Consider the following 21,658-nt stretch of genomic DNA (forward strand, 5'->3'; position numbering starts at 1 on the left):
AGTGCGTCGTCTTTGCAGGCCGGGTACGGCGCACGTCTCGTCCGGGGCAAGCACTTGCGGGCTTCCACGGCGAAACTACCACGACAACGATCAGCTACTCTTCGCCGCCATGGATCGTCCTGGCTCAGTGCCTGTCGCCGCGGCACAGCAGCCCCTGCCGCGTTGGAACCCCTGCGCGGTGGGGGCCAGCCGAGCACTACTCCTTGGGCAGCAAGGCCGCCCTTGCATGTGTGGCCGCAGCGAGTGCGCAGCCCGAAGATGGGAAGCCGCTTCGGTGTCCTGCTGCCCCTCACCGGCCGGAATATCGGAAGTCACATCGGGAGCATGCTTCTGATATTCAGCACAACGCAAGGGTCTCGGCGTAGGCACCGCGGTGCCGGGTGCGGCGCGGTGGCGCTCCAGAAAACAGGCGAGGGCCTCGCCGCAAAGTACGTCAGGTGAACGATCCCTCGCGCCAGCACGACCCCAGACATCTCGCTCACCTTCACCGGCGAGTTCGCAGAAACGGATCCTGCGCTCATCACCGTGAGGATCGACTCCGCGTCCCACCAGATCTCCCAGCGCAGGCGGTGCGTACGTGACTTCCGAACACCACGAGGCCATGGTCCTGTGGGCGATGATCATCCTCATGGGACGACGGCTCGCGCGATCTGCCTCTTCCAAGTCGCCCTAACGATCAGTTTGTACACGCGCACTCAAGCATTGCTCCAGTCCGGCATAGCTCAGGCTTACCGCAAGCCGCCTGCCGAACGCCTCACCCTGGTGGACCGCTGGTCGTCCTCGAGTGGCTGCAGCGGTGGCATTAGCGTCGCCCGCAGACCTGGCCGAGGCATACCGTCTCAGCAACGGGCGCGGAGCGGTGGCCGATCTGCTCGGTGGCGGCCCTCATGATGTGCCGACCGGGACGCGGCCACCGACCCGAGCGCATTCGGCGCTCCACAGGCACCGGTCATCATCGTTCACGGCGACCAACGCCAGGTGCTGCTGGTGGACATGGCTCACCGTTACCACAACGCCCACGGATCCAAGCTGGTCGAGCCGCCGGGCGCCGACCACTTCGACCTCATCGACCCCAGGTCCGCGGCGCCGCCCTTGTCCTGGACGCATCGCGCCGACTCGTCGGCCGAGCGTCACCCGCGTCGAGTTTGTGGCTGCAGCCCCGCCCCAAGCCAGACGAAGGAGGCCCCCATCCCGCCACCTGATCTACGGACATGTCTACAAGTCGGACCTGCGCAGCCCGCGGACTACTGCGGCACATTCGGAGGGTGCCGTATTCCTCTCACTTCATGAAACGGGTGGCTTGCTGGCTCAGACGGTCAAGGCGTAGTTCGGCGACACCGCGAAAGGCGTTGCTCAGGACGCGGGCCAGGGGCCCCTGGTGCTGGAATTCGTGGGTGACCACGGTGCCCCCTTCGTGTGGCCGCAGCCGCCAGGTACCGGTTTCCAGAAACCCGGGGACTCGCCAGGTCGTGTCGATGTGTTGTTCGTCGATGCGCGTGTACTCCCAGCTCCCACTGAGCCCGCCGCGGACGGTAGTGGCGTACTGGACGCCGGCGGAAGCTTCGGCGGGTCCATCAATGAATCGGATTGCCGGGTTCCAATCAGGCAGCGCCTGAGCATCGAGCAGCAGCTGACGAACCCGGGAGGGCGGCGCGTCTACAAATCTCATCGCTCGCTGAATGGTCATGGTCTCTGTCTCCGTTTCTCTTGCTTCGTGCGGCGAGCCACGGCCTGGTCCGCGGGGAGATTGCTGACGAAGGCCCCGGGGAAGCTGGTGATCTGGTCGAGGCCCCGGCCTTCTGCCGCGGTGTTGATCAACGAACTCTTCCTCGATCACGGCAATCTGTGCGACCTACCGGAGCCCGTCCTCGGTGAGGGTCATCTCGATGTGACGGCGGTCGAGCGCGCTGGAACCACACCAGGCTCGATTCGCGGCTCATGGCAATGTAATCATCAGCCCACATTCGGCCGCCTGGCCACCGCCATAGCCGGTGACGGGTGTGGGCAGCCCTGCGGGAAACCCCCTACGGTGAGACGATCACCTAGGTCAGCTTGCCGACCGGATAGGGAAGCCAACCGCAGCCCGAGCCGTGGGCCTGGTCAACGGCATCAATCCGAGCGGCATCATCATTCCCTGCCACCGCGTCGTCGGCGCCACCGGCCAAAATTCCTCCCCGGGTCGCATCTCGCTCAGAGCGGAGCGTGGACAGCGGCGGCCAGGGTGGCGGTCGCGCCCGGGTCGTGGGCGGCCAGAACGGCCAGGGCGGGATTCTGCAGGCGGAGCTCGTTGACCATCTGTGTCGTGCCAGCCAGCTCGCGCTTCTCACCGACCCCCGGCACGATGCCTTTCTCCAGCAGATCCGAGTCGTAGGTCAGGTCGCCGACCATGAGCAGCGGTGTCCGGCCTGGTCCGCGGACTAGCATCGACAGCGACCCGGGGGTATGACCGGGAGTGGGCAGCAGCACCATGCTGCCATCGTCGAACAGGTCATGGCCGGTGGTGAAGGGGGCCAGGGCAGGGTCGGCAAGGGGCTCCGGAGAGATGTGGCGCCAGCGCAGTCCGGGCAGGTCGATGTGGGAGCGCAGCAGGCCGCGCAGTTGCGGTGCCGGCTCCTCGAGGGTCTCCCACTCGTGTCGGCTGACCACGATCTGGGCACCGGTCAGCTCCCGCAATCCGCCGATGTGGTCTTGGTGCAGATGGGAGATGACCGCGGTGTGGACATCGCCGATGTCGTAGCCGATGGCCGCCAGCTGGGCGGTGAGGGTCTGCTCGGGACCGATGTCGAAACGGGCCAGCCGGTCGTACATCACCCCGGTGATGCCGCCGGGGAAGTAGTCGGGGTCGGTCACCGACGCGCGGTCCTGTCCGGTGTCGAAGAGCACCAGCCCGTCGCGGTGCTCGATCACGTAGACGTTGATGGGCAGTGGCTGGGTCCAGCGACGCGAGGTGAACAGCCACCAGTACATCGGCTTGCGGGTGGCGGACACGTGCTCAGGGTGGATCGACACCGATCCGGTGCTGACCATCGATACCCGCTTGATGCCTGCTTCGTTCGTCACGTTCATCTCCTTGATCGAATTAATGCGGAATACCGACGCCGGTGAGCACGGGATGGATGCCGGCGCCTGCGACGATCGCGCCTCGTCGTGTCCTCGATGAAGTGGCAGCCCAGCAGCGCCTCCGCCGGGGACCCCAGGGAGGCAGCCCACGTCGTGGCCGCCCGCTCGGGGCATTGAAGCCAGCCGTGCGGTCAGGAGGGCCTCATCGAATCGCGCCCGGGGCCTTGGCGTCTCCGAGGTGAGTGGCGGGAAAGGTCGACATCAACCTCCTCGGTCTGATGTGGACCATCCACTCCGTCGGCGAACTACTGATCCGCCTGACCGAACACGTCTAGCTTGTTTCGAGGAGCGTTTTGAGGTCGGCCAGGAGGCGTGGCCAGCCGTTGGTGACGGCCTGCAGGACGGCGCTGCCGGGTTCGAAGTCGTCGTGGACCACGGTCAGTTTGGCCGTCTCGCCAAGGTCCTCGATGTCGAAGGTCACCTTGGAGCGGCGCTCGGCGGAGAAGCGGGCCAGGAGTTCGTCGCTGAACCCGCTGACCGCCGCCCATTGCGGGGTGAAGGTGTGCCAGGTGTAGGACAGCCGCTTGCCGGGATCGGACTCGAGCACGACCTGGGCCGGGTCGGCGATCGTCACGTCGTGCTCGGGGTAGCGCACGGTCACGGTCGAGCCGGGCTTCCAGTCCGACTCGAAGGTCAGCCCGCGCCAGCAGCGCCGGGTGATGGCGGGGTCGGTCAGCCCCTGCCAGAGGCGCTCGGGGGTGGTGTTGATGTAGGTCGTGTAGACGAACTCGGGTTTGCCCATCGAGGTGTCCTCCAAAGCTGTTTCCAGGTCGGACAGGGCGCGGACCGGGCGCCGATGGTCGACAGGAACGCGTCAGCGGGCCGCGCGAAGAGGATCACGTCACCCGGGCCGCGCTCGGCCGGGGGACGGGCTTTGTTGGCTGCCGCCGGCGACGGATCGGTGTGCTACCGCAGCCGCTCGGTCAGGAAGTCCTCCCACGTCCGCTTGCCCGTAGCAGCCCCTTCGAGAGACAGATTCTCGCCGGCCCGGTAGGCGCGGCCGGCCTTGCCCGGAATCCGGACCGGCATCATCAGCCGGTGCTTGCCGCGCGCCTGCAGGTATCCGCGGCTCAGCTCGGCCATCCCGTACACCTTGGGCCCGGCCAGGTCGGGCACCAGGCCGGCCGGCTTGTGGAGCGTCAGCTCCACAAGCCTGGCCGCCACGTCGCGCGCATCGACCGGCTGGAACCGCATTCCGCCCGGGACGGGTATCACCGGCAGTTTCGCCATCGCCTGCACGGTCTTGAGGGCAAGGTCATGGAATTGGGCGGCCCGCAGCGTCGTCCATGGCAGGCCGGAGCCGGCCACGGCCCGTTCCGCGCCCAGCTTGGAGCTGAACCAGCTCAGCGGGATCCGGTCCGCCCCGATGACGGAGATGTACACCAGGTGCCGCACCCGGGCTCGTGACGCGGCCCGCACCAGATTCTCGGTCGCCTCGGCATCGCCCTTGCTGCTGCCCGCCAGATGCAAGATGATCTCGACTCCGTCTACCGCGGGCTCGACTCCCTCGCCCTTGCGTAAGTCGCCGCTCACGTACTCGGCGCCGTCGCCGGCGTCGCGGCCGCTCCGGCTGAGCACCCGCACGTCACAGCCGGCATCGTGCAGGAGCGGCAGGATCAGGCGCCCCAGCGTGCCGGTGCCGCCGGTGAGCAGGATGGATGAGGTCATGGCTTCTCCAGACTCGTGGGATCCGGGAGTCGATCTCCCAGTCGGGGTCGGACTCGACCGAGCGTCTGGAAACGCACGCGTTGTTCCCAGTGAGGCGAAACGTAACGGAACGTTCGGTTGAACGTATTAATGCAGTTGGTGGCGCCGCTGTCAAGAACGAAACGTCACGTTCTCCGTGGTACGGTGTCCTGGTGACTGGAAAGGCTGGCGGTGCCGCACGATCGCGCGCCGTGATTCTTCGGGCCGCCCTTGATCTGTGTGCGGAACGGTCCTACGCCGCCGTGACCATGGAAGCGATCGCCACCCGCGCCCAGGTCGGCAAGCCGACGCTCTATCGCTGGTGGCCGTCGAAGGGCGCGTTGTACCTGGATGCGATGACCGAACGGGTGGGCGAGCCGTACTTCCTGATCCCCGACACCGGCGACCTCGCAGCGGACCTGCGCACCTGGGTCCATGCCGTTACCAAGGTCTTCACCGACGGCGCGCTTGGTGAGCTCCTCGCCGGGGTGGTCGGATCGGCGCAGCATGACCCCGAACTCGCCAGCATCCTCCATGAACAGGTCCACATCCCTCTCTCGGGGCGCAACCGGGAACGGATCCGCGCGGCGCAGGAGCGCGGGCAAGTGGCCGACCTCGATCCCTACCTGCTCGAAGACATGCTCGTCGCACCGCTGTGGTACCGGCTGCTGATCACCGGCCAGCCGATCACCCCGCAGTACGCCGACATGGTCGTGAACGCCGTCCTCAGCTTGAACCCCACGCCGACCGGCAATGACTGAGCCGAAAGCCTGTGGGTGCCAGAAACTCGGCCAACGCGGCTGATCTGCGGCTCGACGCTCGCGCGTGCACTGTGCATGATCGTTGCTCATGGCGCTGCGGCTGCTCTATCTGATCTTCCTCTGACTCGCGGGCTGGCTGGTGCTGCGGGTCCGTTCCGAGACGTCGAAGGACGTCGAGATCCTGATGCTGCGCCAGCAACTCGCGGTGCTGCGTCGTCAGGTGGCCCGACCGCGATTGTCGTGGGCGGACCGGGCGATGATCACCGCGCTGGCGCGGCTACTGCCCACAGCCGGTCGGCTGCGGTTGTTCGTGACGCCGGGCACGCTGCTGCGCTGGCACGCTGACGTGGTACGGCGCCGCTGGACGTTCAAACGCCGCAGGCGGGGCCGTCTTCCCACACGGGCCGCGGTGCGATCACTGGTCCTCCGGATGGCCCGGGAGAACCCGCTGTGGGGATATCGCCGTATCGCCGGCGAACTCGCCGGTCGGGGATACCGCGTTGGTGCCTCCACCGTGTGGCTCATCCTGAAGAAGGCCGGCCTCGACCCAGCGCCGCGACGCACGGGGCCGACCTGGAGTGAGTTCGTGCGTGCGCAAGCCTGCGGGATCCTGGCGTGCGACTTCTTCCACTGCGAGACGGTGCTGCTCAAACGCCTGTACTGCCTGGTCGTCATGGAGATCTCCACTCGGAGAGTGCACCTGCTCGGCGTCACTGATCACCCTACTGGGCAGTGGGTCGCTCAGCAGGCCAGGAACCTGGTGATCGAGCCGGGGGATCGGACCGAGGGGTTCAGGTTCCTCATCCGTGATCGGGATGCGAAGTACACCGACATGTTCGACGAGGTGTTCATCGGCGCGGGCGTTCGGGTCTTGAAAACGCCGCCTCGGGCCCCGCGGGCGAACGCCTGCGTCGAGCGGTGGATCGGCGGCCTGCGTCGGGAGGTCCTCGACCGGATGCTGATCGTCAACGCTCGCCATCTGCGCCGGGTGCTGGCCGCGTACGAGGCTCATTTCAACCAGCACCGTCCGCACCGGTCCCTCCGTTGCGAGCCTTGCCCGCCTCGGTCGGAGCCGATATCGAGGTCATCCGCCGCGATCGTCTCGATGGGCTGATCCACGAGTATGCGCAGGTCGCGTAGGGTGGCCGAGTTTCTGGCATCCACAGGTACAGGTGATGTCGAGCATCCAGGCATTGGTTCACTACTCTGTGTTACTGTGTAGTGGTACTCGGTAGTACAAAGTACCAGGAGACCGAAGAGGACCCACGATGGACGACCTTACGGAGATGCTGAAGGGCACGCTTGAGGGCTGCGTGCTTGAAATCATCGGCAGCGAGGAGACCTACGGGTACGCCATCACGCGTCGGCTGCACGAACTCGGCTTCGCCGACGTCGTCGAGGGGACGGTTTACACCATCCTGCTGCGACTGGAGAAGAACGGGCTCGTCCAGGTGACGAAACGACCGTCCGGGCTGGGCCCGCCACGCAAGTTCTATGCGCTCAACGACGCGGGGCGCGAAGAACTCGCGACGTTCTGGGCGAAATGGGAGTACATCACATCACGGATCGACAAGCTCAAGGAGGGCGGGAGATGAACTTCTGGGAGACCATGACAGGCAGCGATCTCACCAGGGAATGGAAGGCGTTCGAAGCTCGGGCCGAGGCATTGCCGGCCGACTACCGGGCGGCGTGGGAAGAGATCAAGGGTCATCTTTTTCCCTACGCGGACTTCACAGGTCGAAACCTGATGCCGATTCTCGACGGTGCTCTGGGGCTGCTCGAAGAGACAGCGGCCGATGGGCAGAGCATTCACGAGGTGCTGGGTGACGACATCGAGGGCTTCTGCGCGGCGCTGGCCGGCGGAGAAGGGGCTCGGAGCTATCGCGACCGGTGGCGCGAGCAGTTGAACAGGAACGTCGCAAGGAAACTGGGCCGGCTAGGAGGCTGACGTGGGCATCCAAGACATCATCGAGGGCAAGAAGCAGTGGCGGGCGCACATGGCGCGGGTCAAGGCGCTCCCGCCGGACTATCAGATCGTCTACAAGGAGATTCAGAGGTACCTCTTCAAGGTTGGACCGATCGACTTGCCTGACGGGCCCCTCCTCTCAGGGATCATCGATTTCTTCGAGGAGGGCGTCGCGGCCAACAGGGGAGTCCTGGAACTCATCGGCAACGACGTCGCTGCCTTCTGCGACGACCTGATCAAGGACTCGCGCACCTACGCGGACATCTATCAGGAGTCCATCAGCGGGAAACCCGGCACGGCCGAGAAGTAACACCCGTCGACCGGTGCTGGCGGAGTTCTTCGATGGGTGAGCCGAAGGAGAACATCGGGCCCCTGACCGTCGACAGCCTGCTTGCCGCTGCGCGCGCCGAGTTGCGCCGGTTGTCTCCCGCCGAAGCCGCCGTCGCGATCGCCCGCGGCGCTCGGCTGGTGGACACCCGCCCGCACTTCCAGCGGGCGGCCGACGGTGAGATCCCGGGCGCGATCGTCATCGAACGCAACCATCTGAAATGGCGTCTCGACCCTGCCAGCCTAGCCCGCATCCCCGAGGCGACCTGCCACGACGCCGGCATCACCTGGGACGAGCTCGCGCCGGTGCTGCGGATCGGCGACCGCCGCGCCGCCCAGCGCCGCCACGCCCGCCTGCTGCAGGCCGCCCGCGACCGCCAGGCCCTCGACGCCGGCGAGGACCACTTGCGTGTCTTCTGCGAGTAGGCGCCGTCCCCTTGGACGGGCCACCGGGAGGGTGCTGGAACACCCCCTCCGAGGCCGCGCCCGCTACAGCAGAGCACGGCGAACGGAACCCCGATCCGCGAAGACGTCGGGGAGGATCCTGTGGACGCCGAACCGCCCCTTGGGAGGCGTGCCAGGCCGGCGGATGTCCCGGCGGTGAGCAGGCTGCTGCGGTGTCGTGTCGGCGGCCGTGTCAGCACCGCAACGGGCCGGTATCAGCGCTTTCGGTGATGGTGGATGCCATGAACAGTTCAGCGATTGCGCACTCGTGGTCGCGGGCGCTCCCGCCTCGTCCGCGACGATCGAACTCTCCATTGAGCCGACGGAGCCCGTCTTCGCCTAAGGAATGACGGACTCGCTCACGAACAGCGATCAGGCCGCCCGCGCCCACACGCTCAAGCTTCCGCTTTACACCTCAGCTATTCGGTGTTGCTAAGTACAAGTAGTCAGTGTTACTTTGTACTGGTAGTCAGCAACACCAAGTAGCTGAAAGGAGGCGTCCCATGGGCAAGCTCGTGACGGAGATGCTCAAGGGAACGCTGGAGGGCATCGTCCTGGCGATCCTGTCCAGCCGGCCCGCGTACGGCTACGAGATCACGGCGCAGCTACGGAATCAGGGCTTCTCCGACATCGCCGAGGGCACCATCTACGCGCTGCTGGTCAGGATTGAGCAGCGCGGCCTGGTCGACGTGGAGAAGGTCCTGTCGGAGAAGGGGCCGCCGCGCAAGGTGTACTCCCTCAACGACCAGGGACGGGAGTACCTCGAAGAGTTCTGGCGAACCTGGAGCTTCCTGGCCGACCGGCTCGAACAGCTCCGCGAGGGAGGCAAGTAGACATGACTACAGGATCGAACGAGCCGAAGAGCCGCTACCTGCAGTACCTGGAGATCGTCACCGGATCGCTGGAGGAGAAGAAGCGCTACCGGCAGTACAAGGCACGCATCAAGCAGCTGCCCGAGAACTACCGCATCGCGGTCCAAGCCTTGGAGCGCTACCTGATGCACTTCGGGCCGGCCGACGGCGCCGACGCGATGGCGATGTACGAGGACCTCGCCGACCTGTTCGAGCAGAGCGCGGCCGACGCCACCCCGATCCGCGATCTCTTCGGTGACGACCCCATCGAGTTCGTCGAGACGTTCATGGCCAACTACCCCCTCGGCCAGTACCGGGCCCGCGAACGCAACCGCTTCACCAGCGCCATCGCCCGCGCCGCCGGCGACACCACCCCACCACAAGACAGGACAGAGTGATGACGACACAGCAAGCCCCGGCGATCCAGGTGCACGGCCTGGAGAAGTCGTACAAGGAGCTGCAGGTGCTGCGCGGCGTGGACTTCGACGTGGCGCGGGGCAGCATCTTCGCCCTGCTCGGCTCCAACGGGGCGGGCAAGACCACGATCGTGAGAATCCTGTCCACGCTGCTCAAGGCCGACGCGGGCACAGCCCGCGTCAACGGCTTCGACGTCGCCACGCAACCGGCGGACGTGCGGGAGTCGATCAGCCTCACCGGACAGTTCGCCGCCGTCGACGAGATCCTCACCGGGCGGGAGAACCTGGTGCTGGTCGCCCGGCTGCGGCACCTCAAGAACCCGGGCAAGATCGCCGATGACCTGCTCGCCCGTTTCTCGCTGACCGACGCGGGCGCGCGCAAGGTATCGACGTATTCGGGTGGCATGCGCCGCCGCCTCGACATCGCCATGAGCCTCATCGGCGATCCGCCGGTCATCTTCCTCGACGAGCCGACGACCGGGCTCGACCCCCAGGCACGCATCGAGGTGTGGCAGGCCGTCAGGGAACTCGCCGGCCAGGGCACGACGGTGCTGCTCACCACGCAGTATCTGGACGAGGCCGAACAGCTCGCCGACCGGATCGCGATCCTCCACCAGGGCCGGATCATCGTCAACGGCACCTTGGCCGAGCTCAAGCAGCTGCTGCCACCCGCCAAGGTCGAATACGTCGAGAAGCAGCCGACCCTCGAGGACGTCTTCCTCACCCTCGTCGGCACGAAGGCATAACAAACTACGAAGGCATAAGGAACAACGATGAGCAAGCATTTCTTCGGCGACACCGCCGTCCTGCTGGGACGGTCCCTGCGCCACATCACGCGCAGCGTGGACACCATCATCACGACCACGATCATGCCGATCGCCATGCTGCTGCTGTTCGTCTACGTGTTCGGCGGCGCGATCAACACAGGGTCGGAGTCGTATGTGAACTACCTGCTGCCCGGCATCCTGCTCATCACGGTTGCTTCGGGCATCGCCTACACGGCATTCCGGCTCTTCCTGGATATGAAGGGCGGCATCTTCGAGCGCTTCCAGTCCATGCCGATCGCGCGGTCGTCCGTGCTGTGGGCGCACGTGCTGACCTCGCTGATCGCCAATCTGATCTCGCTCGTCGTCGTCGTGCTCGTCGCCCTGCTCATGGGCTTCCGCTCGGGGGCGGGAGTGCCGGCGTGGCTGTCGGTGGCGGGCATCCTGATCCTGTTCACCCTGGCGTTGACGTGGATCGCCGTCATCCCCGGCCTGTCCGCCAAGACCATGGAAGGCGCGAGCGCGTTCTCCTACCCGCTCATCTTCCTGCCGTTCCTCAGCTCGGCCTTCGTGCCCACCGCCACCATGCCCGGCCCGGTGCGCTTCTTCGCCGAGCACCAGCCGGTGACCTCCATCGTCAACGCCCTCCGAGACCTGTTCACCCAGCAGCCGGTCGGCACCGACATCTGGATCGCCCTCGCCTGGTGTGTCGGCATCCTCGTCGTCGCGTACGTCTTCGCCATGAGGACCTACCGCCGCAAGATCTCCTAGGTCGGCCGCGTGCCTGCACATCGAAAGGAAAGGTCATGAACGATTTTGTCCACACCCTCACGGCGATGCCGACGGCGCGTCAGTCCGGCTGCCCCTTCGACCCGCCCAAGGAGCTGATCGAGACCCGCGAGCACGGCCCGATCAGCCGCTTCCCCTTCCCCAGCGGTCACCAGGGCTGGCTGGTCACCGGCTACGACCTGGTCCGGGAGGTCCTGGCCGACTCGCGGTTCAGCTCCCGCAAGGAGCTGATGCTCCAGCACCCGCTGATCGACTACGGCGACATCGAGGTCCCGCCGGCGCCACCCGGCGAGTTCCTACTGATGGACGAGCCGCAGCACAGCCGCTACCGCAAACCCCTGGTGGGCAAGTTCACCGTCCGGCGGATGCGGCTGCTGACCGAGCGCGTCGAGCAGGTCACCGCCGAGCACCTGGACGCCATGGAGAAGGCCGGCCCGACGGCCGACCTGGTGACCGCCTTCGCCAAGCCCATCCCCGCCATCGTGATCTGCGAGCTGCTGGGCGTGCCGTACGAGGACCGGGGCCGCTTCCAGGAGAACATCGACAAGTTCCTCGGCGGAGAAGTTGGCGACGAGGAACTGTTCGCGGCCTACCGGGCGACCCAGGAGTACCTCGCCGAGCTGGTGGCCGCTAAGCGCGCCAACCCCACCGACGACGTGCTCAGCGACCTGCTCGACAGCGACCTGACCGATGAGGAGCTGCAGGGCATGGCCCTGATCCTGCTGTCGGCCGGGTTCGACACCACCGCCAACATGCTGGCGCTGGGCACCTTCGCCCTCCTGCAGAACCCGGAGCAGCTGACCGCGCTGCGCGCCGACCCCACGCTGGCCGACCAGGCGGTGGAGGAGCTGCTGCGCTATCTGAGCATCGCCAAGCAGTTCCACCGGGTCGCGCTGGAGGACGTCGAGCTGGGCGGCCAGACCATCGAGGCCGGCACGACGGTCATCCTGTCCCTCAACACCGCCAACCGCGACCCCGAACGCTTCCCCGACCCCCACAGGCTCGACCTGCGCAGGCAGGACGGCGGCCACCTGGCCTTCGGCCACGGCATCCACCAGTGCCTGGGCCAGCAGCTCGCCCGTGTCGAGATGCGGGTCGCCTTCCCCGCGCTGTTCAACCGCTTCCCCACGCTGCGCCTCGCCGTACCCGCCGAGGAGGTCAGCCTGCGTCCGGGGACCGCGGACATCTACGGGGTGACGAGCCTCCCGGTCACGTGGGACGCGTGACCACTGACCCGGCCGCCACCGCTGTGGCTATTCGCCTGTGTGGCGATCGCGTCCGCGCTGCCCGTATTCCGGTGGCACCCGGACGAGGGCAGCTCAGTCACCGAAACCGCAAAGCCGGACGCTTCACCGCCTTTGCATCACGCGCGCTGCTGACCAGCACCTGTCCCATCCCGCACTGCCCACAGGTCGGATGTCCACTGCGGATTCACCGCGGCTCACGTGAACCTCGTATCTCAGGAATCACAGCATGGCAGACACGACAAGCGGTACACCCGAACAGGGACACGTCGGGCGCCGCACCGTGTTAAAGGGCGTGCTGGGCGCCGGCACGCTCGCCGGCGCACACGCCGGCCTCGCCAACGCCTCCGCGAGCGGTGACGGTGGTGACGATGTCGAGCACGGTGTGGAGCACGGCTGGGGAAAGGTCGCCGACGCGTTCCGCAAGAACTTCAGAAACCCCGGCGAGGTCGGCGCGGCGTGCAGTGTCTACGTGGGCGGCCGCCCGGTCGTCAACCTGTGGGGCGGCCTCGCCGATCGCGACGCGAACCGACCGTGGCGCAAGAACACCATCGTCCAGGTCGCATCCACGACGAAAGGCGCAACCGCGATCTGTGCCCATATGCTGGCACAGCGCGGTGAGCTGGATCTGGACGCCCCGGTGGCCCAGTACTGGCCGGAGTTCGGCGCTGCCGGCAAGGACCAGATCCCGGTGCGCTGGTTGCTGTCACACCAGGCCCCTTCCAGGCTTTCAGGGTCGCCGCGGCGCGTTCTCCGATCGCTCGGATGCGGGCGTGGGCGCGGTTGACGGATTTTTGGTTGCATGACAGGCGTGGACGGTACCGGTGGCGCTTGAACGGGGTGCGGATCACACCTCCTGCGCCCTGGTAGCCCCGGTCGGCGAAGGTCGGTACGGCGGCGCGGGTGAGTGCGTCGATCAGGCCGTGTGGGTGCCGAGAACTGCGTCACGTGCTCTGACCTGGCATGCCTCCCTGGGACAGCGGCGGTATACGAGGTGCTGTCGACTCCCGTCCGGCATGCTTGATCGTCGTGGCCTTCCGTCTGCTCTATCTGATCTTCGTCCGGCTGTGTGGCTGGCTCGTTCTGCTCGGCAGATCTGCTGCAGCTAAGGATGTCGAGATCTTGGTGTTACGCCATCAGGTGGCTGTCCTTGAGCGGCAGGTGCAGCGGCCTCGGCTGTCGTGGGCGGACCGGGCGATCCTGTCGGCCTTGACGAGGGCGCTGCCGAGGGGGCGACGTAGCCGGCTGCGGTTGATCGTCTCCCCGCGCACGCTCCTGCGCTGGCACGCCGATCTGGTCAAGCGCCGCTGGACGTTTCCGCGCCGCCGCCCAGGCAGGCCGCGAACGGGTATGACCCTCCAGCGGCTGGTGGTGCGATGGGCTCGGGAGAACGTGGCCTGGGGATATCGGCGCATTCACGGTGAACTGGTCGTCCTGGGCTACGTGGTCGCCCCATCGACAGTGTGGGCGATCCTCAAGGCCGCGGGGATGGAGCCGTCTCCGAAGCGTGCGGGGCCGACATGGCGCGAGTTCCTTGCCGCCCAGGCCAAGACGATTCTGGCCGTGGACCTCTTCCACGTTGACACCATATTCCTGCGCCGCTTATACGTGCTGTTCTTCATCGAGCACGGCACTCGCCGGGTGCATCTGGTCGGCGTGACGGCGAATCCGACCGGTGCGTGGGTCGTGCAGCAGGCCCGCAACCTGCTCATGGATCTCCAGGAAAGCGCCGGTGGTGCGCGGTTTCTGATCCGGGATCGGGACGCGAAGTTCACCGGGTTGTTCGATGCGGTGTTCGCCTCGATCGGGGTGAAGGTCATCATGACGCCGGTGTGATCGCGGCCGCGCAACTGCTGATGGTGATGGACGGCACCATCGTGACCGTGGGCCTGCCCGTCATCGGAACCGGGCTCGGCATCGCCGAGGTCGACCTGGACTGGGTGCTCACCGCCTACGCCCTGGCCTTCGGCGGCCTGCTGCTGGCCGGCGGCCGCGCCGGCGACGTGTTCGGCCGCCGTAGGATGTTCCGCGCCGGACTGGTCGTCTTCCTGGCCGCCTCCCTGCCCGGATCTCCCAAGCGTGCTCGTACACCGTCTGTTGCCGCCGGGCATAGTCGGCGAAGTGCGCCGGATCCATGGCGAGCTGCTCGGCCATGAACGCGACCGCGCCCGGCGGAAACGGCCAGCGGATCATTGGTCAGGAACACCCCGAGCATCCGCACCGTGCCCCATTGCACGGCCCAGCCGAGCTTGGTCGCCGGGCGTCGCTTGGACGCCAGCGCGTCCAACGCGCTGCGGTCCAGCTGGAAGAACTGCTCCAGCTCCGCGGCCGAGGGTTCCCCAGGGAAGCGGCCATAGCGGGCGATCTGCTCATCAGAGAGAAATTCGAAAGGCATGACCCAGGAACGTAGGCCCCGCAACCAGCCCAAACAGGTGCCGTCACCGAACCGGTACGAAGATCAACCCCCTACCGCTAATTCCTGCACTCAGCCTCCTCGAAGGCCTATCGGGCAGCAAACCACGGGAGACGGGGAGCTGCATCTAATGCAGGCCACCCGTCTTGTGGTGCCGCCGAGCGGGACGCGAGCGTGAGCACGTTTCACACAGTTGGCCCCGAAACTTAGTTGCCAAACGTGGCGCGGGCGGGACGGGTGCGGGAGACTGCCTCGATGGCTGCTGATTACGCCCAGAGTGACCAGTTTCGTGGTGCCCGCATCCACCTGTGCGACCTTGCCGGTCTCGAGATCCGCGATTGCGAGGTCAGCGGTCTGAAGATCGTCGACTGCTATGGGAGCGACGTCTACCTCGGTGGCGACTTCGAGCGTCTCGTCGTCAACGACGTCGACGTGACCGCCTACGTCGAGGCCGAGCTCGACCGGCAGCACCCCACGCGGGTGCTGGCGCGTGACGCCGCGTCCCCCGACGACTACCGGGCTGCTTGGGATGCCATCGAGACGCTGTGGGCGGCGACGCTCGACCGCGCCAGGCTGTTGCCCGAGGCCAAGCTGCACGAGCAGGTCAACGGCGAGTGGTCGTTGGTCGAGACCCAACGACACCTGCTGTTCGCCGGCGATGCCTGGCTCGGCAATGCCGTGCTGGAGGAGGAAGCGCCGTACCACCCGTTGGGCTTCCCTGCCGGCGGGATGCCGCCCGACGCGACGGCGAAGCTCGGTCTCACCCTCGAAGCCACCCCGACGCTCGACGAGGTGCTCGCGCCGCGGCTCGCCCGCATGGCCACGATGCGGCGTGTCGTCGACGGGCTCACCGAGGCCGCGCTCGATCGGGTATGCGGTCGCAAGCCGGCGGACCCGTATCCCGACCAGGAGTACGTCGTGGGCCGCTGCCTCAAGGTGGTGCTGAAGGAAGAGGCCGAGCATCACCGTTATGCGGTGCGCGACCTCGCCGTGCTCGAGGCCGGTGCCTGAACTGGCGCTGACCCGGGCCGGAAATGACCTCCAGCCGCATTGCGTGCTGCTACTCCTGGCTCCTCAACACCCATCCCTGCCCGTTCCGACCTGCGGAAACGACCCAGTGATCGTTATCGCGCCGGACTTATCCCTCGATGTTCGAGCCGTAACCCTCGCGCGCACACCTGCCGCGACCAGAGGACTGCCCCTTTCGCCGTTACTTGGTCTGCACCCCGACGCGGTCACGGCGGCCGGTCCAGGTGCCGGGGTCCGGGGCCGCCAGCAGCGCGTCGATCTCAGGGTCGGTGAGGTAGGTGACCAGTGCCCGGTCGAACCGCTTGGGCGGGATGGACAGCACTCGCTGGATGACCGCGGCCAGGCGGGCGTTGCGGGTGCGGACGCCGTTGCCCCGCTCGTCCTCCAGGTGGCGGAGGAAGTCGCCGATCAGCGGGGCGTCCAGGTCGGCGATGGCCAGCCGGGACGGCTCGATGCCGATGTCGCTGGGAGGCGAAAGCCAGCAGCAGTTTGAACGTGTCGCGATAGGCGGCAATGGTGTGCGGGCTGGCCTGCCGCTGGCGGATCAGCCGGTCGGTGAAGAAGGCCTGCGGGTGGGGGCGAGGCTGCTCATGGGGTGCCTGCCAGGAAGTCCTCGAGCCGGTCGCCAGCCAGGGCGAGCAGTTCCGGCGCGGCCGACAGATACCAGAAGGTGTGCTTGGGGTCGGCGTGACCGAGGTAGGTCGCAAGTCTCGGCAGCATGGCGGGCACGTCCTGGCCGGTCCGGTACCAATCCAGAAGGGTGGCGACGGCGAAGCTATGACGAAGATCATGAATGCGTGGACGGCAGTTCGCCGATCGGGGCCGCAGCCCTGCGTCCTGCCGGATCTGCCGCCAGGTCTTTTGAGCTCGGCTATGGTCGAGCCGGGTGCCCGCGGTGGAGATGAACAGGACGCCGCTGTCAGGCAGCCGGCGCCGTTGCAGGTGCTGGGAGCGGCGCCGCAGGTAGTGGCCTATCCCGTCGCTGCTGGTGGGATGGAGCGGCAGCAGCCGACTCTTGCCGAACTTGCCGTTGCGGACGGTGAGGACGCCGGCGTCGGCGTCGAAGTCATCGGTGTTCAACGCAGCGTTGGGGCCGTCGTAGGTCTGCGACCAGATCCGGTAACCGCCCACGGTGTCCACGCGGGCAACCTCGACGGCGGCGTCGGCCAGGGAGTTGTTGTCGAGGAGCTTGCGGATCTCGGCCAGGCGCGCCTCGACGAATGCGCGGTCGTGCTCGCCGGTGTAGGCCCGCATCAGGGCGATGCCCTCCAGGCCCAGCACGTATGCCAAAGGATGCTCGTAGATCACCGCGACACGCTAACGAAGACCGCCGCGCGGAAGCTACCGAAATTCGAACCGGACGGGCTGACCTGGGCGGATGGCAAGTCGCCAATGCGGCTGAGCTTGGCCTTCACGTTGCTCAAGTCGGAGAGCGTCAGCGCCGACGCCTGGAGTGCGAGGGGGTCTCTTTCCCTCGGTAGCCGCATGGTCGGAGACATCGACAATGTTCGGCTCTACCAGCAGGCCTTGGCCGCGGGTGATATCACGTCGCTCTACACCCTTCCGAGCGCCACCGAGAAGCGCGCGGTCCGTAAATCGCCTGCGGAAGCCGAGTCACGGACTTCGCAGGAAGACGAATCGCAGGCCATTGCTGCCCCCCCTTCCTCCGTTCGACTACGACAGGGTGAAAACCCTCGAAGACTGCGCCAGGGCTCGAGCGAATTCTGGTTCGCCGTATGCGACGCCTGGCTGGGCGGACGTTCGTCCTTACAGTGGCTGCTGGACCCACCTGGCAAACATCAAGGGCTACGACGACGGTAAGGAGACGGGTGACTTCGACGACACGAAGTCACTTCAGCTGGACGTCCAGCCGACCGGCAGCGACGGCACCCAGTGCAAGCTCGTCGAAGGCGAGCCGCGCAGGGAGACGATCCGCAAATGGAAGGCCAACGGCTACAACGAGTGGCTCGTCAAGTCCGACGTCGCAGAGGGCGATTCACACAACTGCACGATTCGCCCCCTGCTCTTCGAGTTCGGCGGGATTCCCTACTTCAACGAGGCGATGCCTCTTTGGAACAAGATGGAATACCAGAACGTCCTCAGCAACATCAAATTGCCCTTCGGGATCCAGGCGATCGGACTCCCCACTGCTCCGGGTCGTGAATATGCACCCACGGTCCGCTGCGACGACATAACCTTCTCCCTGAATTTCACAGATCGCCAGCACAGGGGTGCCTGTATCTTCCCGTTCGCGAAGCGAATCTTCACCATGAAGCGCAGCGACGCAGGCATCGATGAAGTCGTGGAGCACATCGATGCGGCTCTGAAGACTCCGGGTGACACAATCCCCACGCTGCCACCGATCGGAGAGTCTGGCCCCCAGAAGAAGATCATGCCCGGCTTCATCGAAGCGCCTCGGGAGTACAACGACCAGGGAAACATCTACGTTAATCCCGCCATGCTGCCTTTGGTGCGGCATACGGACCCGAAGGACACTCCGAAGAGAGAAACGCTCACGTACAAGAATCGAAAGGCGATCGGGCCGGCGTGCCGCGCACGGCGCGCGACGATGGTCTCGGAAGGGACATGGCCGAAGAATGTGATAGTGAACGGGAAGTCCGTCCCTGCGCTGCAATGCGACGAATATCCGTTCGCCTCCACCAAGAACGGCGCACATAACGCGAAGGGGCATTTCTCGGTCCGGTACGTCGACCGGGACAAGAACCACTGCACGGGCAGTACTTGGCTGCCTTCTACTCCAGGTACCGCGTTGGCAACAACAACCAGTTTTATGTGAGAATCACCAACTAAGGGCGGGGGCGCGGAGGTGGAAGCCTCCGCGCCCTCCGGGCCTATTGCTATTCGAACGACTGAAAGGAGGCGCGGATGGATCACGACAAGGATCTCTGGGAGCTGCTCGCCGCGCACGGCATCGACTTCGACACTCCCTTCCGCTCCGTCTGGTGTGAAGGGCTCGCGGTCGAAGAGGTGGCTCGCCGTCTTGGGGCCGATATGGCCACAGCTCAGCCCGCTGGTTGGCGGGATATCTTGACGGGCAGCTACCGCGAGCGCGGGGACGGGATCATCTGGGTCGGCCCCCATGCGCCCGGCTGGGTCCTGGTGATTCAACTCGATGGGAATCACCTATGGCGCTGGGACTCCTGGGCGCAACTGTCCCGAGACGGAGGCCGGATGCTGTATCTCGGATGGCCGCTGTACGAAATCGAGGGTGTCGAAGATCTCCAATACGTCGTCGACGGCGACGTGGTCACATCCCTGGTCGTAGGTGATCCCGAGGAACGAGATGGTAGTGACCCCGATGCCCTGGATGGCTATCTGTCAGGACTGGACTTCTTCGGTGACTCCGCGCGTGCGGAGATAACCTCGGCTCTGCGCCTCATCGGGCGGATCACCGGCAAAGAGATCGACGATGAATGGCTCGATGGTGTGCACACACGTTACGTCATTCGCGGCGGCGATCAGTAGCTCGCCGTCCCGGATGACCTGGAGAGTGCGGGGGCGTGCCACCGCCGTAGGCTGTGAACAAAAGACCAGTCTGTTCATGCGGAGACAAGACGCTCCAGCGTTCACCGACGCGGAGCGGGCGCGGATCGCCACCCAGCTGCTCGACACAGCCACCCGCCTGTTCTCGACGCAGGGTCTGCGCACCAGGAGCCGTCCTGGCGGGCGGCGATTGCCCGGGAGATCGGCCTCTACCAGGCCTGCGTTGACTCACCGACATCTGTGCGCGTGCCGAACCTCGTCGCGGCAGACCCGGATCAGAGCGTGCTCATCACCGAGCGACTGCCCGGGCACCGGCTGGCGGCCAGCCGCTTCCTGCCCCGCCCGCTGGCCGCGAGCGACCTGACTGCGGTGGTGAACACCCTCACCACGCTCGCCCGTCGGCACCCAACGCCGCACCCGGCCGCCGGTTGGGACTACGCTCAACGGATCGACGACTACTGGCGCCACGTCGTCCTCGATGACGCCGACCGTGACAAGCTCCTCCAGCTCCTCGACCAGGCCGGGCCGATGCGCTGCTTTGCTCTTGGGGATTGTGCCTGCCGGGAATGTCATCCGCGCAGGTCATGCGGCTTGCTCGCTCTTCCTGGTTTGTGCCCCGCCTCGGCTCTCGAAGGCGGCCGATCGCGGCATGATGATCGCTTGTGCTTCTCCGTCTGGCTTACCTAACCGTCACGAACGCCTTCGCTGCGCTGCGGTTGTTGCCGGTGGGAGATAGGGACAAGGACGTCGAGATCCTGGCCCTGCGCCACCAGATCACCGTTCTTGAACGCCAGCTCGGCGCGGACACCAAAGTGAAGTTCGCTCCTGAGGATCGCGCCTTCCTGGCCGCGCTCCTGATGCCGTTACCGCGCGAGGTCCTGCGTCGGCTGCGGCTCCTCGTCCGCCCGGACACCATCCTGCGCTGGCACCGCAATCTGCTCAGGCAGCGTCACGCCCGTACCTGTCAGAGGAAACGGCCGGGCCGTCCACCCACCGTGCGCTCCATCCGCGCGCTCATTCTGCGGCTGGTCCGAGAGAACCCCGCGTGGGGTTACCGGCGCGTGCACGGCGAGCTCGCCACCCTGGGCATCAAGGTCGCACCTTCCACCGTGTGGGAGATCCTTAAGCAGGAAGGCGTAGATCCATCCCCTGAGCAGGCATCGGTGACGTGGGCCGGTTTCTTGCGTTCGCAGGCCGACGCTCTGCTGGCCTGCGACTTCATCGAGACCGTCACTCTCACAGCGGGCAGCGCCAGTACGTCTTGGCGGTCATCGAGCATGCCACCAGGCGTGTTCGCGTGCTGGGCGTCACCTCTCACCCGACCGTCACCTGGGTCATCCAGGCGATCCGGAATCTCGTGATGGATCTGGAGGATGTGGGCTGCCGGGCGCGCTTCCTGATCCGTGACCGGGACGGGAAGTTCCCGGCCCTCACATGGAGGAGATCCTCACCGATGCTGGCATCCAGACCGTGCTCACCGGTATCCGGATGCCGCGGATGAACTCCATCATGGAGCGATGGATCCAGACCTGCCGGCGCGAGCTGCTGGACCGAACCTTGATCTGGAACCAGCGCCACCTTCTGTATGCGCTGCGCGAGTTCGAGACCTTCTACAACGAACACCGGCCCCACCGGGCTCTCCAACATGCTGCCCCGCTTCGACCGCTCTCCGACTCCGACATCGACGCTGCCTCGATCACCCTGTTCGACGTCCGCCGACGTGATCGACTCGGAGGTGTCCTGAAGGAGTACCGGCACGTGGCTTGACCTGGCCGGATGATTAATCGGCACCCGCACTACGACCACGACAAGTACCGTGACCTGGTGCGCGAGCTGCAGATCCGCCCGCTGATCGCCCGCTGCGGTACCGAACACGGCTCCGGCCTGGGCAAACACCGCTGGGTCGTGGAGCAGACGTTCGCCTTGCTGCATGCCTTTCGACGCCTGCGCATCCGTTGGGAGGTCCGCGCCGACATCCACGAGGCCTTCCTCAAGCTGGCCTGCGCACTCATCTGCTGGCGACGCCTCACCTCATTGCGTTAGCAGCTCTAAGGCCACCCATGCACGGTCCTGATGAAGTCGCCGATCTCACGGCTCCAATACAGCGGCGATCAGCCGTCAGCGGTTTGATTAGTGAGTATCTCCGAGCTGCCTAACGCCGAAACGAATCCGCAGGTCAAGTGATGTGCCGCGGTTTTTGGCGCCGCACAGGCGGTGGGGGCCAGGTGCAGCAGCAGATCTGCATCATGTCGAGTACACAAATACTTGACGTTCTGTCCAGTGCTGCCATACCGTCGGAATACCACGGTTTGGGAACCGTTCACCCCCTCGTGACTCTCGGAGG

26 protein-coding genes, 4 pseudogenes and 1 riboswitch are annotated in these 21,658 nt (G+C 66.1%); of the genes and pseudogenes, 21 read left to right on the forward strand and 9 right to left on the reverse strand.

Annotated features, from left to right (window positions below):
- A riboswitch (guanidine-III (ykkC-III) riboswitch) is annotated at positions 1 to 63 on the reverse strand.
- Between the two features lie 1,216 nt (positions 64 to 1,279).
- The 4 genes from H4W81_RS01640 to H4W81_RS01660 form a co-directional block, all read right to left on the reverse strand.
- Entirely contained in the window at positions 1,280 to 1,687 is a 408-nt protein-coding gene (locus H4W81_RS01640) for an SRPBCC family protein (protein ID WP_192773151.1), read from the reverse strand.
- Positions 1,688 to 2,190: 503 nt separating this feature from the next.
- Positions 2,191 to 3,060, reverse strand: a complete 870-nt coding sequence (locus H4W81_RS01650; RefSeq protein ID WP_318781461.1) for an N-acyl homoserine lactonase family protein — start codon at positions 3,058 to 3,060, stop codon at positions 2,191 to 2,193.
- A 331-nt stretch (positions 3,061 to 3,391) separates the two neighbouring features.
- Positions 3,392 to 3,862, reverse strand: coding sequence for an SRPBCC family protein (locus H4W81_RS01655; protein ID WP_192773153.1), 471 nt, complete (start codon positions 3,860 to 3,862; stop codon positions 3,392 to 3,394).
- A 164-nt stretch (positions 3,863 to 4,026) separates the two neighbouring features.
- On the reverse strand, positions 4,027 to 4,788 hold the full coding sequence (locus H4W81_RS01660; protein ID WP_192773154.1) for an SDR family oxidoreductase: 762 nt from the start codon (positions 4,786 to 4,788) through the stop codon (positions 4,027 to 4,029).
- 230 nt (positions 4,789 to 5,018) lie between these two features.
- Here H4W81_RS01660 and H4W81_RS01665 point away from each other — a divergent pair, with 230 nt between their 5' ends.
- The 12 genes from H4W81_RS01665 (at position 5,019) to H4W81_RS01720 (ending at position 13,155) form a co-directional block, all read left to right on the forward strand.
- Positions 5,019 to 5,567, forward strand: coding sequence for a TetR/AcrR family transcriptional regulator (locus H4W81_RS01665; protein WP_318781462.1), 549 nt, complete (start codon positions 5,019 to 5,021; stop codon positions 5,565 to 5,567).
- 139 nt (positions 5,568 to 5,706) lie between these two features.
- Positions 5,707 to 6,681 (forward strand): integrase core domain-containing protein, encoded by a 975-nt coding sequence (locus H4W81_RS01670; protein ID WP_318781463.1) that lies wholly within the window; start codon positions 5,707 to 5,709, stop codon positions 6,679 to 6,681.
- A 154-nt stretch (positions 6,682 to 6,835) separates the two neighbouring features.
- Positions 6,836 to 7,162, forward strand: coding sequence for a PadR family transcriptional regulator (locus tag H4W81_RS01675; protein WP_192773156.1), 327 nt, complete (start codon positions 6,836 to 6,838; stop codon positions 7,160 to 7,162).
- On the forward strand, positions 7,159 to 7,515 hold the full coding sequence (locus H4W81_RS01680) for a DUF1048 domain-containing protein (RefSeq protein WP_192773157.1): 357 nt from the start codon (positions 7,159 to 7,161) through the stop codon (positions 7,513 to 7,515). The genes H4W81_RS01675 and H4W81_RS01680 overlap by 4 nt, the downstream gene beginning before the upstream one ends.
- 1 nt (position 7,516) lies before the next feature.
- Positions 7,517 to 7,843 carry a DUF1048 domain-containing protein gene (locus tag H4W81_RS01685; RefSeq protein WP_192773158.1) on the forward strand — a complete coding sequence of 109 codons (327 nt, stop codon included), beginning with the start codon at positions 7,517 to 7,519 and terminating at the stop codon, positions 7,841 to 7,843.
- Positions 7,844 to 7,875: 32 nt separating this feature from the next.
- Entirely contained in the window at positions 7,876 to 8,286 is a 411-nt protein-coding gene (locus tag H4W81_RS01690) for a rhodanese-like domain-containing protein (RefSeq protein WP_192773159.1), read from the forward strand.
- Positions 8,287 to 8,807: 521 nt separating this feature from the next.
- Complete coding sequence (locus H4W81_RS01695; protein WP_192773160.1) at positions 8,808 to 9,137, forward strand: PadR family transcriptional regulator; 330 nt, start codon at positions 8,808 to 8,810, stop codon at positions 9,135 to 9,137.
- Positions 9,138 to 9,139: 2 nt separating this feature from the next.
- Positions 9,140 to 9,553, forward strand: a complete 414-nt coding sequence (locus tag H4W81_RS01700) for a DUF1048 domain-containing protein (protein WP_192773161.1) — start codon at positions 9,140 to 9,142, stop codon at positions 9,551 to 9,553.
- Positions 9,553 to 10,317, forward strand: coding sequence for an ABC transporter ATP-binding protein (locus tag H4W81_RS01705; protein WP_192773162.1), 765 nt, complete (start codon positions 9,553 to 9,555; stop codon positions 10,315 to 10,317). The genes H4W81_RS01700 and H4W81_RS01705 overlap by 1 nt, the downstream gene beginning before the upstream one ends.
- A 27-nt stretch (positions 10,318 to 10,344) precedes the next feature.
- Positions 10,345 to 11,106, forward strand: coding sequence for an ABC transporter permease (locus tag H4W81_RS01710; protein ID WP_192773163.1), 762 nt, complete (start codon positions 10,345 to 10,347; stop codon positions 11,104 to 11,106).
- Between the two features lie 35 nt (positions 11,107 to 11,141).
- Entirely contained in the window at positions 11,142 to 12,350 is a 1,209-nt protein-coding gene (locus H4W81_RS01715; RefSeq protein ID WP_192773164.1) for a cytochrome P450, read from the forward strand.
- Positions 12,351 to 12,597: 247 nt separating this feature from the next.
- A complete protein-coding gene (locus H4W81_RS01720; protein ID WP_225958400.1) occupies positions 12,598 to 13,155 on the forward strand; it encodes a serine hydrolase domain-containing protein in 558 nt (185 codons plus the stop codon).
- On the opposite strand, the pseudogene H4W81_RS01725 reads toward H4W81_RS01720, so the two are convergent.
- Positions 13,088 to 13,291 (reverse strand): annotated as a pseudogene (locus H4W81_RS01725) (transposase family protein); the annotation flags it as partial. The gene H4W81_RS01720 and the pseudogene H4W81_RS01725 overlap by 68 nt on opposite strands.
- Before the next feature lie 106 nt (positions 13,292 to 13,397).
- On the opposite strand from H4W81_RS01725, the gene H4W81_RS01730 reads away from it, so the two are divergent.
- Positions 13,398 to 14,204 (forward strand): integrase, encoded by an 807-nt coding sequence (locus H4W81_RS01730; RefSeq protein ID WP_192773165.1) that lies wholly within the window; start codon positions 13,398 to 13,400, stop codon positions 14,202 to 14,204.
- A pseudogene (locus H4W81_RS01735) lies at positions 14,201 to 14,419 on the forward strand (MFS transporter); the annotation flags it as partial. The gene H4W81_RS01730 and the pseudogene H4W81_RS01735, both read left to right, overlap by 4 nt.
- Here H4W81_RS01735 and H4W81_RS49780 read toward each other — a convergent pair.
- Both H4W81_RS49780 and H4W81_RS49785 read right to left on the reverse strand, forming a co-directional pair.
- Positions 14,313 to 14,561, reverse strand: a complete 249-nt coding sequence (locus H4W81_RS49780) for a DUF4158 domain-containing protein (protein WP_420538738.1) — start codon at positions 14,559 to 14,561, stop codon at positions 14,313 to 14,315. The pseudogene H4W81_RS01735 and the gene H4W81_RS49780 overlap by 107 nt on opposite strands.
- 4 nt (positions 14,562 to 14,565) lie before the next feature.
- Positions 14,566 to 14,763, reverse strand: a pseudogene (locus H4W81_RS49785) (DUF4158 domain-containing protein); the annotation flags it as partial.
- A 273-nt stretch (positions 14,764 to 15,036) separates the two neighbouring features.
- Between H4W81_RS49785 and H4W81_RS01740 the strand changes: the two are divergent.
- Positions 15,037 to 15,792 carry a DinB family protein gene (locus H4W81_RS01740; protein WP_192773166.1) on the forward strand — a complete coding sequence of 252 codons (756 nt, stop codon included), beginning with the start codon at positions 15,037 to 15,039 and terminating at the stop codon, positions 15,790 to 15,792.
- A 199-nt stretch (positions 15,793 to 15,991) separates the two neighbouring features.
- Here the strand turns inward: H4W81_RS01740 and H4W81_RS01745 are convergent, their stop codons facing one another.
- Together H4W81_RS01745 and H4W81_RS01750 are read right to left on the reverse strand one after the other, a co-directional pair.
- A complete protein-coding gene (locus H4W81_RS01745; protein ID WP_225958401.1) occupies positions 15,992 to 16,324 on the reverse strand; it encodes a hypothetical protein in 333 nt (110 codons plus the stop codon).
- A 74-nt stretch (positions 16,325 to 16,398) separates the two neighbouring features.
- Entirely contained in the window at positions 16,399 to 17,118 is a 720-nt protein-coding gene (locus tag H4W81_RS01750) for a tyrosine-type recombinase/integrase (RefSeq protein ID WP_192773167.1), read from the reverse strand.
- A 376-nt stretch (positions 17,119 to 17,494) separates the two neighbouring features.
- Between H4W81_RS01750 and H4W81_RS01755 the strand changes: the two genes are divergently transcribed.
- The 6 genes and pseudogenes from H4W81_RS01755 to H4W81_RS01775 all read left to right on the forward strand — a co-directional run.
- Complete coding sequence (locus H4W81_RS01755) at positions 17,495 to 18,607, forward strand: NucA/NucB deoxyribonuclease domain-containing protein (RefSeq protein ID WP_192773168.1); 1,113 nt, start codon at positions 17,495 to 17,497, stop codon at positions 18,605 to 18,607.
- An 89-nt stretch (positions 18,608 to 18,696) separates the two neighbouring features.
- Positions 18,697 to 19,296, forward strand: coding sequence for a DUF6461 domain-containing protein (locus H4W81_RS01760; RefSeq protein WP_192773169.1), 600 nt, complete (start codon positions 18,697 to 18,699; stop codon positions 19,294 to 19,296).
- A gap of 264 nt (positions 19,297 to 19,560) precedes the next feature.
- Positions 19,561 to 20,001, forward strand: a complete 441-nt coding sequence (locus H4W81_RS01765; RefSeq protein WP_192773170.1) for a hypothetical protein — start codon at positions 19,561 to 19,563, stop codon at positions 19,999 to 20,001.
- Positions 19,977 to 20,675, forward strand: a complete 699-nt coding sequence (locus H4W81_RS46600) for a helix-turn-helix domain-containing protein (protein WP_318781465.1) — start codon at positions 19,977 to 19,979, stop codon at positions 20,673 to 20,675. Before H4W81_RS01765 ends, H4W81_RS46600 begins: the two co-directional genes overlap by 25 nt.
- A gap of 73 nt (positions 20,676 to 20,748) precedes the next feature.
- A complete protein-coding gene (locus H4W81_RS46605; RefSeq protein ID WP_225958402.1) occupies positions 20,749 to 21,081 on the forward strand; it encodes an integrase core domain-containing protein in 333 nt (110 codons plus the stop codon).
- Positions 21,082 to 21,153: 72 nt separating this feature from the next.
- Positions 21,154 to 21,357, forward strand: a pseudogene (locus H4W81_RS01775) (transposase); the annotation flags it as partial.
- Positions 21,358 to 21,658 lie beyond the last annotated feature (301 nt).

It is taken from the genome of Nonomuraea africana, from assembly GCF_014873535.1.
In the GTDB taxonomy this organism is placed as follows: domain Bacteria; phylum Actinomycetota; class Actinomycetes; order Streptosporangiales; family Streptosporangiaceae; genus Nonomuraea; species Nonomuraea africana.

Excerpts from the sequence above, each read along its gene's own strand:
- H4W81_RS01640 (WP_192773151.1), bottom strand. The coding sequence starts at position 1,687 with ATGACCATTCAGCGAGCGATGAGATTTGTAGACGCGCCGCCCTCCCGG.
- H4W81_RS01655 (WP_192773153.1), bottom strand. The coding sequence starts at position 3,862 with ATGGGCAAACCCGAGTTCGTCTACACGACCTACATCAACACCACCCCC.
- H4W81_RS01660 (WP_192773154.1), bottom strand. The coding sequence starts at position 4,788 with ATGACCTCATCCATCCTGCTCACCGGCGGCACCGGCACGCTGGGGCGC.
- H4W81_RS01675 (WP_192773156.1), top strand. The coding sequence starts at position 6,836 with ATGGACGACCTTACGGAGATGCTGAAGGGCACGCTTGAGGGCTGCGTG.
- H4W81_RS01680 (WP_192773157.1), top strand. The coding sequence starts at position 7,159 with ATGAACTTCTGGGAGACCATGACAGGCAGCGATCTCACCAGGGAATGG.
- H4W81_RS01690 (WP_192773159.1), top strand. The coding sequence starts at position 7,876 with ATGGGTGAGCCGAAGGAGAACATCGGGCCCCTGACCGTCGACAGCCTG.
- H4W81_RS01695 (WP_192773160.1), top strand. The coding sequence starts at position 8,808 with ATGGGCAAGCTCGTGACGGAGATGCTCAAGGGAACGCTGGAGGGCATC.
- H4W81_RS01700 (WP_192773161.1), top strand. The coding sequence starts at position 9,140 with ATGACTACAGGATCGAACGAGCCGAAGAGCCGCTACCTGCAGTACCTG.
- H4W81_RS01705 (WP_192773162.1), top strand. The coding sequence starts at position 9,553 with ATGACGACACAGCAAGCCCCGGCGATCCAGGTGCACGGCCTGGAGAAG.
- H4W81_RS01710 (WP_192773163.1), top strand. The coding sequence starts at position 10,345 with ATGAGCAAGCATTTCTTCGGCGACACCGCCGTCCTGCTGGGACGGTCC.
- H4W81_RS01715 (WP_192773164.1), top strand. The coding sequence starts at position 11,142 with ATGAACGATTTTGTCCACACCCTCACGGCGATGCCGACGGCGCGTCAG.
- H4W81_RS01720 (WP_225958400.1), top strand. The coding sequence starts at position 12,598 with ATGGCAGACACGACAAGCGGTACACCCGAACAGGGACACGTCGGGCGC.
- H4W81_RS49780 (WP_420538738.1), bottom strand. The coding sequence starts at position 14,561 with ATGATCCGCTGGCCGTTTCCGCCGGGCGCGGTCGCGTTCATGGCCGAG.
- H4W81_RS01740 (WP_192773166.1), top strand. The coding sequence starts at position 15,037 with ATGGCTGCTGATTACGCCCAGAGTGACCAGTTTCGTGGTGCCCGCATC.
- H4W81_RS01760 (WP_192773169.1), top strand. The coding sequence starts at position 18,697 with ATGGATCACGACAAGGATCTCTGGGAGCTGCTCGCCGCGCACGGCATC.
- H4W81_RS46605 (WP_225958402.1), top strand. The coding sequence starts at position 20,749 with ATGGAGGAGATCCTCACCGATGCTGGCATCCAGACCGTGCTCACCGGT.